The 9532-nt window shown below is 73.8% G+C and carries 9 protein-coding genes; 5 read left to right on the top strand and 4 right to left on the bottom strand.

The features are described from left to right. Nucleotides 1-234 precede the first annotated feature (234 nt). Nucleotides 235-747, top strand: coding sequence for a hypothetical protein (locus IG64_RS41790; RefSeq protein ID WP_199811737.1), 513 nt, complete (start codon nt 235-237; stop codon nt 745-747). A gap of 382 nt (nt 748-1129) precedes the next feature. After that, nucleotides 1130-1804 carry a hypothetical protein gene (locus IG64_RS36975; RefSeq protein ID WP_037864863.1) on the top strand — a complete coding sequence of 225 codons (675 nt, stop codon included), beginning with the start codon at nt 1130-1132 and terminating at the stop codon, nt 1802-1804. 73 nt (nt 1805-1877) lie between these two features. On the opposite strand, the gene IG64_RS36970 is transcribed toward IG64_RS36975, so the two are convergent. Continuing rightward, nucleotides 1878-2789 carry a TetR/AcrR family transcriptional regulator gene (locus tag IG64_RS36970; RefSeq protein ID WP_063758873.1) on the bottom strand — a complete coding sequence of 304 codons (912 nt, stop codon included), beginning with the start codon at nt 2787-2789 and terminating at the stop codon, nt 1878-1880. Nucleotides 2790-2880: 91 nt separating this feature from the next. Here IG64_RS36970 and IG64_RS36965 point away from each other — a divergent pair, with 91 nt between their 5' ends. Then, nucleotides 2881-4413, top strand: a complete 1533-nt coding sequence (locus IG64_RS36965) for a GMC family oxidoreductase (protein WP_037864862.1) — start codon at nt 2881-2883, stop codon at nt 4411-4413. A 141-nt stretch (nt 4414-4554) separates the two neighbouring features. On the opposite strand, the gene IG64_RS36960 is transcribed toward IG64_RS36965, so the two are convergent. Then, nucleotides 4555-5544, bottom strand: coding sequence for an aldo/keto reductase (locus IG64_RS36960; protein WP_037864861.1), 990 nt, complete (start codon nt 5542-5544; stop codon nt 4555-4557). A 200-nt stretch (nt 5545-5744) separates the two neighbouring features. Continuing rightward, nucleotides 5745-6332, bottom strand: a complete 588-nt coding sequence (locus IG64_RS36955) for a flavodoxin family protein (RefSeq protein ID WP_037864859.1) — start codon at nt 6330-6332, stop codon at nt 5745-5747. Nucleotides 6333-6589: 257 nt separating this feature from the next. Here IG64_RS36955 and IG64_RS36950 point away from each other — a divergent pair, with 257 nt between their 5' ends. After that, a complete protein-coding gene (locus tag IG64_RS36950) occupies nt 6590-7318 on the top strand; it encodes a TetR/AcrR family transcriptional regulator (protein ID WP_037864857.1) in 729 nt (242 codons plus the stop codon). Between the two features lie 119 nt (nt 7319-7437). On the opposite strand, the gene IG64_RS36945 is transcribed toward IG64_RS36950, so the two are convergent. Further along, nucleotides 7438-8691 carry an amidohydrolase family protein gene (locus IG64_RS36945; RefSeq protein WP_037864855.1) on the bottom strand — a complete coding sequence of 418 codons (1254 nt, stop codon included), beginning with the start codon at nt 8689-8691 and terminating at the stop codon, nt 7438-7440. A 141-nt stretch (nt 8692-8832) separates the two neighbouring features. Between IG64_RS36945 and IG64_RS36940 the strand changes: the two genes are divergently transcribed. Continuing rightward, nucleotides 8833-9348, top strand: a complete 516-nt coding sequence (locus IG64_RS36940) for a MarR family winged helix-turn-helix transcriptional regulator (RefSeq protein WP_051813827.1) — start codon at nt 8833-8835, stop codon at nt 9346-9348. Nucleotides 9349-9532 lie beyond the last annotated feature (184 nt).

Here is a 9532-nt window from a genome sequence, read left to right as displayed (position 1 = left end):
GCCGCCAGAAGGGCGTCCAGGTTTGTCTTCACACACTGACCAACGGGCGCCCTTCGCCATCGTCGCGACCAGCACCGACATCGGACTCATTCATCTAGGAACCGAGGGACCGAAGGGACTGACATCCCAGGGCGCCGCATGCAGTCATATGACCGATGCGTCCGGCTCTGCGGGAAGCGACGCTGGACCGAGCAGCGCCGCACCGGCGCGCACCGTTCCCGTTCGGAGTCCCGCATGACCAGGTTCAACATGATCGACCTGACGGGCCGGCCGGCCGTCCGCCGTCCGTCGGCCCGACCGCCCCTGCCCCGGCGCCGCCCCGCGGCCGGCCACGAAGGCCCGGCCCGCAGACCCGTCCTCACTCTCGTCCCGGGCCGCGATCCCTACCGCAGCCCCGTCGAGCTGCGCACCCTCGTCCGGTCGCCCATGCCCGAGGACGTGCGCGGTGCGCTGGTGACGGTGGTGCGGAAGACGCCCGGCCAGTCGTTCCAGGTCCGCTGGAGCACGCTCGACGACCCCTCCCGCATCCCGCCGGGCCGCGTCCGCCTGTCCTGGACGCCCGCCGGGGAGGACCGGATGGACGTCAGCGCCCACCTCGGACTGCCGGGGGCCCAGGTCCTGCTGGCCCTCTGGCCGGCGCTGCGCGGCGACTGGTGCGACGTGGTCCGGCCGACCGTCGCCGAGGTGACCGAACTGCACGCGGCCCTCAGCCTGGCGAGCGCGGCCCTCGACCACCTGGTCCGCTGAACCGGCCGCCCTCCTCCCCGGGAACGCGCTCGCCCGGTTCCGCCCCCCTCCCGGGGCAGCGGCGCCCGGCCGGGCGTCACCTCGACGGCACTCCAGGACACACGGACCACACACATACGGCACATCCGCGGCACACCGGCGGCACTTCACGGGCGCGCGGCGGCACAACGCGACGTGTGCGGGCACAGCGCGACGCAGGCGGGGGCGCACCGCCCGACGCACCCGGCGGCACAGTGCGTGCGCCGGTCCGGGGACACCTGGGGGGTGTCGCCGGGTCCACCCCGGATCCGGGGGCCGGACCGACGGCTTCCGGGCCCCTGGGCTGCCAGCCTTTCTCCTACCGGGGCGGTGAGGCACCCGGCACCGACCGAGGAGGACCACCGTGCAGGAGACCGTCGCCCGGCGCATGACCGCAGTCAGCGCCCTCGCCGCAGCCACCGCGTTCATCGTCGAAGTACCGCTGTACTTCGTCTACTCGGGGCCGCCCCCGGACTCCAACGTGCTGGCCCGGCTGCTGATCGGGATCCTCGCGCTGGGATGCCTGCTCGTCCTCGTGGCGTCCCTGCGGGAGATGGTCAGGAGCGTGCGGCCGGACCTGGAGTGGGCCGGCACCCTCGCGTTCACCGCCGGGGTCGCGTACACGGTGGTCACCCTGGTCTCCAGCGGCCTGGAGGCGGGGGCGGTGATCGAGGCCGACCGTCCCATCGACCCCACCATCACGGTCAGCGGCACCTACGTCCTCTACGGTTCCGTCTCGCGCATGCTGATGGCCATGTTCCTGGCCGCCACCGGCTACGCGCTCTCCCGCACGGGTCTGCTGCCCCGCTGGATCCACCGCACGGCCTACGTCCTGGCCGCGGTGAACCTGGCCTTCATGCCGTCGCTGTTCTTCGGCAACACCCCCGGGCACTTCTACGCGGCCAACGGCTGGGGGACGACCGCCCTGATGGGCGCCCTGTTCAGCTACTGGCTGCTCGCCCTGGGCATCGCCGCCCGCCGCGGCACGCGCAAGCGCCTCGCCGCCGGGCCGGCACCGACGCCCGCGCCCGTCCGGTGACCGGGGCACCGGTTCCGTCCGGCCGGCCCGCCCCGTTCGGGCCGGGCCGGGCACGGCGGGCCGGGGGCGTCGCTCAGGCGTCCGCGGCCGGCCGGGGCTCCGTGTCCGCGAGGCGGTTGAGCCACTCGACGAGCAGGGTCCGCTCGGCGGGGGTGACGGCCGGGTGGTCGGTACGTCCGAGCGCCGCGCGCAGGGCCATCGCGGCCTTCGCCGTCTCGTCGGCGGCACCGCTGCGTACGTCACCCGAGCCGGCGTCACCGGAGCCGCCTGCCTCGCCTGCCTCGCCCGCCTCACCGGCTCCCCTTGCTCCCCCGCCTTCCGCGGCTCGCCCGGTCCCTCCGGTGACGGCGTGGGCGGCGGACCGGGAGGGGGTGACCGCCGCCGGGGAGGCCGTGGCGGCCGGGGTGCTGATGGCGGCGAGCACCATCTCGCGGGCGGCGTCCGCGGTCCGCAGGTCGCGCTGCTCGGGCGGCGCGCCGATCAGGGTGAGGATCGTGCCCACCCCCGCCGCGTGCACCAGGGCCGCCGCGCGCTCGATGCTCATGCGCAGCCGGCCGGCCGCCGCGACCCGGGTGACCATGCGCCGCAGCTCGGCGACGGCCTGCTGCCCGGCCCGCGGCACCCGTCCGGCGCGCGCCTGCCCGTACACCAGGGTGTAGTACGCCGGCCGGCTCAGCCCGAACCGGACGTGCAGGTCCCAGGCGGCGCGCAGGTCGTCGACCGGGTCGTCGCTCTCCGGGAGCCTGGCCTTGGCCCGCAGGTACGTCTCGAAGCCGTACTCGCTCACCGCTTCCAGCAGTGCGTCCTTGTCCCCGAAGAGCCGGAAGATCGTCGGCGGCGCCACGGACGCGCGGGCCGCGACGGCACGGGTGGACGTCGCGTCGAGTCCTTCCGAGACCAGCAGGCCGGCGGCGGCCTCGACGATCCTGCGCCGCATGGCCGCCGGCCCCGGCTCCGGTTCCGTGTTCTCCTCGTCCCGTTCCATGGACCAACGGTATCAACCTTTACGGACCACTGATCCGGACCGGTGATAACCTCCGGAGTGAATCACCGATCCAGGCGAGGGGCGAAGAGAGATGAGCGCAGTGAACTCCGGCGGGGAACCGGCGTACGACGTGATCGTCGTCGGCGGCGGCAGCGCCGGCTGTGTACTGGCAGCGCGGCTGTCACAGGACACGGACGTCCGCGTGCTGCTGCTGGAGGCGGGCCGCCCGGCCGCCGCCCTGCCGGACGCCGTGGCGCATCCTCCGGCCTGGCCCTCGCTGGCGGCGTCGAGCGCCGGATGGGGTGACACCACGGTCGTCCAGGAGTCCTCCGGCGCTGTGCTCCCGCTGCCCCGGGGCCGCGGTCTCGGCGGCTCCTCGGCCATCAACGCCATGGTGTTCGCCCGCGGCCACCGCACCAGCTACGACGCCTGGGGCGACCACGGCGCCAAGGGCTGGGCCTTCGACGACCTGCTGCCCTGTTTCCGGCGCACCGAGACCGCCGTCAGCGGCGCCCCGGGCCGCGGTACGGACGGCCCCCTGACCGTCGCGCCCGCCGCCGAGCCCAACGAGGTCCTGCTCGCCTGCCTCGCCGGCGCCGTCGAGGCAGGCCACCGCCGGGCCCACGACATCAGCGGCGGCCTGGAGGAGGGCTTCGCCCCGGTCGACCTCAACATCGTCGCCGGGCGCCGCCAGAGCGCGGCGGACGCCTACCTGGCCCCGGCCCTGCACCGCCCCAACCTGCACGTCGTCACGGACGCGGTCGCCCACCGGCTGCTGTTCGACGGCCCGCGCTGCACGGGCGTCGAGTACGGCGTCGACGGCCGCGTCCACAAGGCGGCCGCGGCCCGGGAGGTCGTGCTGACCGCGGGCACGATCGGTTCCGCCGCACTGCTGCTGCGCTCCGGCATCGGCCCCGAGGACGAGCTGCGGCGCGCCCAGGTGCCGGTCTTCCACTCCCTGCCGGGCGTGGGCCGCAACCTCCACGACCACCCGCGGGCCAACCTCGTCCACCGCACCCGCCGACCGGTGCCCGCGGCGCGGTACAACCACGGCGAGATCATCGGCCTGCTGCGCAGCACCCCCGAGCTGGACGGCCCGGACCTCCAGATCATCTTCATCGACATCGCGCTCCCCAACCCCGTGGCGCCGGTCGGGAACGGCTTCACCATCGGCGTCTCGCCCATGCGGCCGGCCAGCCGCGGCACCCTGCGGATCACCTCCGCCGACCCGTACGCGCCGCCCGTCCTCGACCCCGCCTACTTCACCGAGGAGCAGGACGTCCGCGCGGTGGTGTCCGGCATCGAGGCGGCCCGCCGGATCGTCGCCTCGCCGGCGCTCGCCGAGTGGGGCGCCGAAGAGGTGAGCCCGGGACCGGCCGCCGCGGACGGGCAGTCCCTGGGCGCCTACGCCCGCAGGTACTTCGGCTCCTACTGCCACCCGGTCGGCACCTGCGCCCTGGGCGAGGACGAGGTCTCGGTCGTCGACTCCGCACTGCGGGTCCGGGGACTGGACGGTCTGCGCGTGGCCGACGCGTCCGTCATCCCGTCGATCCCGTCCAACAACACCAACGCCACGGTCTGTGCCATCGCCGAGCGGGCGGCCGACCTGCTGCGTCACCCGTGAGCGCGGGCGGCGCCCCGGGACACGTACCCGGTCCGCCGCACCGGGCGCCGCCCGCTGTGCCGCACGGCCGGGCCGCACCTGGGGGCGCGATCCCGGCCGTGCGGCCCCGGTGGGGCAGCGGTGCCCGTCCCGGGCCGGCTCTCAGGTCCAGGCCGGCACGTTCCCCCCGGCGTAGCGGGCGCCGAAGCCCCCGCGGGGCAGGATCGCGCCGATGGCCTGGAGGTCGGCGCCGGTGAGGGTGAGGCCGACGGCCCTCGCGTTCTCCTCGATGCGCTCCGGGCTGCGGGTGCCGGGGATGGGCACGATGTGCTCGCCCCGGGTCAGGAGCCAGGCCAGGGCGAGCTGGGAGACGGTGGCGCCCTTGGCCGACGCGAGGGCGGCGAGCCGGCCGACGGCGTCGACGTTCTTCTCGAAGTCGCCCGGCTGCCAGCGCGGGTCGGTGTTGCGTATGTCGCTGCCCGCGTACCGGCCGGCGGGCTTGGCGGTGCCGGTGAGGAACCCGCGGCCGAGGGGCGAGTAGGCGACGAAGCCGATGCCGAGTTCGTCCAGGACCGGGAAGAGCCGCTCCACGTCCCGCTCGAACAGGGAGTACTCGGTCTGCAGGACGGAGACCGGCTGCACGGCGTGCGCCTTGCGGATCGTCCCGGGTCCGGCCTCGCTGAGGCCGAAGTACTTCACCTTGCCCGCGTCGATCAGTTCCTTGACGGTGCCCGCGACCTCCTCGACGGGCACGTCGGGGTCGACACGGTGCTGGTAGAAGACGTCGATGTGCTCCACGCCGAGATGGCGCAGGCTGTTGTCGGCGGCCTTGCGGATGGTGCCGGGACGGCTGTCGAGAGGGCCGCCGATGCGCTCGGGAGGCACCGACATGTCGACCCCGAACTTGGTGGCCAGGACCACGTCGTCGCGGAAGTCCCTGACCGCCCTGCCGACCAGGATCTCGTTGGATCCGGTGCCCCAGCCGTACATCTCGGCGGTGTCGAAGAAGGTGACGCCCAGTTCGTGGGCGCGGCGCAGGGCGGCGACGCCGGCCTTCTCGTCGGTGGGTCCGTAGGCCATCGTCAGGCCCATCGCGCCGTAGCCGATCGCCGAGACCTCGAGGCCCTGGCTGCCCAGGGTCCGGTGCTGCATGTGCACTCCTGCGAGTGGGAGGGAAGGTGATGTGGGGACGCCGCGCCGCGCGCGGCCCCCGGCCGGACCGGACGCTTTTGCCCGGCGCGCTCCCCGGCGCGACCCCGCCGGCCGGCGGACTCCACCCGTGACCTGCTGGTCCGCGGTCGCTGTGCGCTCGGGCCGGGCGGGGCCGCCGGGGCGGTTCACGGACCGGCGTGTCAGTGCGCCGCGGCGGCCAGTCCGGCGCGGTGGATCCGCGTCTGCTCGGCGACGCGCCGGCCGAGGTGGTGGGCGGTGCTCAGGTCCGCGTCGTGGACCGCGGCGGTGTCGTTGAAGCTCTGCGCGCCGGCGCCGAGGTAGAAGCCGAGCCGGTTGTCGTCCTGGGGGCTGGACGTGGTGGTGTTCCAGCCCGGCAGGAGGTTCAGGCTCACCCAGAGCATTCCGTGCTGGGCCGCCAGGAGCGAGAGGTACTGCAGCGTGTGCATCTTGTCGCCGCTCATGGAGCCGGAGTTGGTGAATCCCGCCGCGAGCTTGTCGCTCCAGGCGCGGGTGCTCCACCGCTTGCTGGTGGCCTCGGCGAAGACGTGGAACGCCCCGGACGCGGTGCCCATGTAGGTGGGGGTGCCGAAGACGATGGCGTCCGCGGCGTCCATCAGGTCCCAGTCGGCGTCGCCGAGGGAGGCGACGTCCACGCGGTGGACCCGCGTCCCGGCGACGGAGCGCGCGCCGTCCTCGACGGCCACGGCGATCTGCGCGGTGTGGCCGTAGCCGGAATGCGAGGCGATGACGACGGATATGTCGGACATGGGTGTTCCTCTCCTGCCCCGGAGGGCGGTGCAAGTGGGAGCGGGGTGCGCATCGGGGTACCGGCGGACGACGAGCGGCCCGCCGCGGCGGCGGGCCGCACTGCTCCCCGAATCGGGGGCCGGCGGCCCGGGACAGGGTGCGGCGCACGTCCGTGTGGCGCGGACCGGCGCCGGCCTGAACCTGACCGTATCACCGTTCCGGCTCTTCGAGTATCACCGTTAAGACGGCGATACGCAAACTGCGATATCGTTGTTCCATGAACGAGGAACGACGCGCCGCGCGCCGCCAGGTGCTGCAGGTGGCCGCCAAGCTCTTGGAGGAGGGCGGCAGCGAGGCGGTGTCCACGCGCGCCGTCGCCGCGGCCGCGGGCGTCACCGCCCCCGCGCTGTACCGGATGTTCGGCGACAAGGACGGACTCCTGGCCGACCTGGCCGCCTACGGGTTCGAGATGTACCTGGCCGAGAAACGCGAGGCCCTGGCGCTGACCCCGGACGACCCGGTGGCCGACCTCTACCGGGGCTGGGACCTGCACGTCGACTTCGGAGTGCGGCACCCCGCGTTCTACATGCTCATGTACGGCACCGTGCGGCCCGGGCGGCGGCCCCCCGCCGCCGACGAGGCGCACGCCCTGCTGGTGACACTGCTGCGCCGCGCGGCCGGGGCCGGGCGGCTGCGGGTCCCGGTGGAACAGGCGACCCACGTCATCCACGCCGCCACGACGGGCGCCACGCTGGCGCTGATCGGCGAAGCGCCCGCGCAGCGGGACCTGACCACTTCGGCACGGCTGCGGGACACCGTCATCGCCTCGGTCACCACGGGCCGGGCCGCCTCGTCCGGGTCCGACCTGGCCTCGCGCGCCCTCGCCCTCGACGCCGCACTGGAGACGGCGCTCACCACCGGCCCCCCGGCCGCGGGCGCCGGGGTGCCCCTGAGAGCCACGGAGACGGCTCTGCTGCGCGAATGGCTGCGGCAGCTGGCAGGCTGAACCGGGCCGTGACGAACAAGACCGCCGCCCGCCACGGAGGACGTACGTGGCGGGCGGCGGTCGTTCGCGGCGGCGGGTTCCTACGAGGCGGGGCGTGTGGTGCGGGTGCCTCGGCGCTCCTAAGAGGCGGAGAGTGCGGTGCGGGTGCCTCGGCGCCACACGTCACGCAGGTTGAGGGTGTCGCTGATCGTGGTGGTGGGGTCGCCGTCCACCAGCAGCAGGTCGGCCCGCAGTCCCTCGGCGATGCGGCCACGGTCCTCCAGGCCGAAGCGGCGTGCCGGGGTGGCGGTCGCCGCACGCAGGGCCTGGACCGGGCTGAGACCGGCCCGGACGAGGTACTGGAGTTCCTGGTGGACGCTGGCGCCGTGGACCACACCGCCCAGGAACGGCAGGGGCAGGGGGGCCGAGTCGGTGCCCGCCATCAGGTCGACGCCGGCGTCGTGCAGGGCCCTGACCGAGGCCAGGACGTCCTCCACCTCGCCCTGCGGGTAGCGGTCGTAACTGCTGTTCAGCGTGTTCGTCCACGCCTCGTCCAGGCGTGGGCCGACGCGCGGGTCCGCGCTGAGCGACGAGCCGGTGACGCCCGTCATGGACGCGTTCAGGACGACGCAGGGAACGACGAACGCGCCGGAGGCGGCGACGAGCTCGATGATCTCGTCGGTGTGCGGCCGGTCCATGAACAGGTGGGCCAGACCGTCGATGCCGGCCTCGACCGCCATCCGCGTCGCGTCGACGGTCAGGGTGTGGGCGATGGCGAGCATGCCGTGCCGGTGGGCCTCGGCGACACCGGCGTTCAGGGTCGCCTGGTCGAGCATGGGCAGACCGGGGTGGCCCTCGACCGTACCGTCGTCCACCATGAACTTGATGTAGTCCGACCCCGCCGCGACGAGCCGCGGGATGTAGGCGACCGCTTCTTCCGGCGTGGTGGAGAACGGCATCAGGGGCATCTCACGCGGGCCGGGCCGATCACTCCGGTCGCCGGGTCCGTCGTGCCCTCCCGGCTTGAAGCCCTTGGGCATGAGTTCGCTGGGGTGGCCCCCGGGAGGAGTGATGCCGAACCCCGCGGAGCGGACGTCGGCGAGGGAGTCGTTCTCCGTGATGTGCGCGCGGGCGGCTTTGGTGTTCATGCCCTGCATCTCCAGTTCGGTGGTGATCCCGAACCGCAGCGCCAGCGCGAGTGCCCCTTCGGAGGTGTGGACATGGGCGTCGAACAGACCGGGCAGCAGCGTTCCGCCCCTGGCGTCGACGATCTCCGCCCCGGCGGGCGCTTCGCCCCCGACCGCGGCGATCCGAGCGCCGTCCAGCACGACGGTGGTGTCCTCCAGCACGTGCTCACCGTCGAACACCCTGCCGTTGATGATGGCTGTGATCATGGCTCTCTCTTCTCCGGGCAGGCGCGTCGCTCCGCTGGTGCCGAGTTCTCCCCACCGCGACGGCCACATTAATGCAACTCACAACTCCATGCACATTTGCATGCATCTGCAGGCTGCAGACGCATGCGATAAACTGCGGGGGTGAGCAACACGGACGCCACGCCGCAAGGACAAGCCCTCCTGGACGCCGTCGGCACGGCCTTCGCCCGGCTGAGGCGGCGCACCATGCAGGCCCCCGTCGACCCTCCGGCGGGACCCAAGGACCTCAAGCGCAACCTGGTCCTCAACATCGTCGACGAGGCGGCCGAGGCGGCCACGGAGATGACCGTCGGCGGGATCGCCGAACACCTCCTGGTGGACCCGTCGGTGGCCAGCCGCATGGTGAGCGACTGCATCTCCCACGGCTACCTGGTCCGCGCGGCCTCGCAGCAGGACGGCCGCCGCACCGTGCTCCACCTCACCGAAGAGGGCACCGCCCTCCTCCAGCACTTCCGCCGCCAGCAGCGCCAGGCCTTCGAATACATCACCCGTGACTGGCCCGAGCAGGAACGGCTCGAATTCGCCCGCCTGCTCCTGAAGTACGCGGACTCCACCGCCCGGCTGCCCGCACCGGGCGCCGTCGGCGAAGCCCCGCCGCCGGTCCCGGACAGCCGGTGACGCCGGACCGCGCAGGGCGCGGCCGGGGAGGCCGACGACGGGCGGGCTGATCTTCCGGAAAGGCACGCCCCATAAGCTGGGCCCGTGAGAGCCGACGCAGCACGCAACCTGGAAGCCGTCCTGACCACCGGGGCGCGGATGCTCGCCGCCGACCCGGCCGCGAGCATCGCGAGCATCGCCGCCG

The organism is Streptomyces sp. NRRL S-340 (assembly GCF_000720185.1).
Taxonomy (GTDB): domain Bacteria; phylum Actinomycetota; class Actinomycetes; order Streptomycetales; family Streptomycetaceae; genus Streptomyces.
Note: the sequence above shows the minus strand (reverse complement) of the source record. Positions and strands in the feature narration are given on the sequence as shown.

Bases quoted from the DNA above. Each gene is read 5' to 3' on its own strand.
- IG64_RS36970 (WP_063758873.1), bottom strand. From the start codon at position 2,789: ATGGAACGGGACGAGGAGAACACGGAACCGGAGCCGGGGCCGGCGGCC.
- IG64_RS41790 (WP_199811737.1), top strand. From the start codon at position 235: ATGACCAGGTTCAACATGATCGACCTGACGGGCCGGCCGGCCGTCCGC.
- IG64_RS36955 (WP_037864859.1), bottom strand. From the start codon at position 6,332: ATGTCCGACATATCCGTCGTCATCGCCTCGCATTCCGGCTACGGCCAC.
- IG64_RS36960 (WP_037864861.1), bottom strand. From the start codon at position 5,544: ATGCAGCACCGGACCCTGGGCAGCCAGGGCCTCGAGGTCTCGGCGATC.
- IG64_RS36945 (WP_037864855.1), bottom strand. From the start codon at position 8,691: ATGATCACAGCCATCATCAACGGCAGGGTGTTCGACGGTGAGCACGTG.
- IG64_RS36965 (WP_037864862.1), top strand. From the start codon at position 2,881: ATGAGCGCAGTGAACTCCGGCGGGGAACCGGCGTACGACGTGATCGTC.
- IG64_RS36950 (WP_037864857.1), top strand. From the start codon at position 6,590: ATGAACGAGGAACGACGCGCCGCGCGCCGCCAGGTGCTGCAGGTGGCC.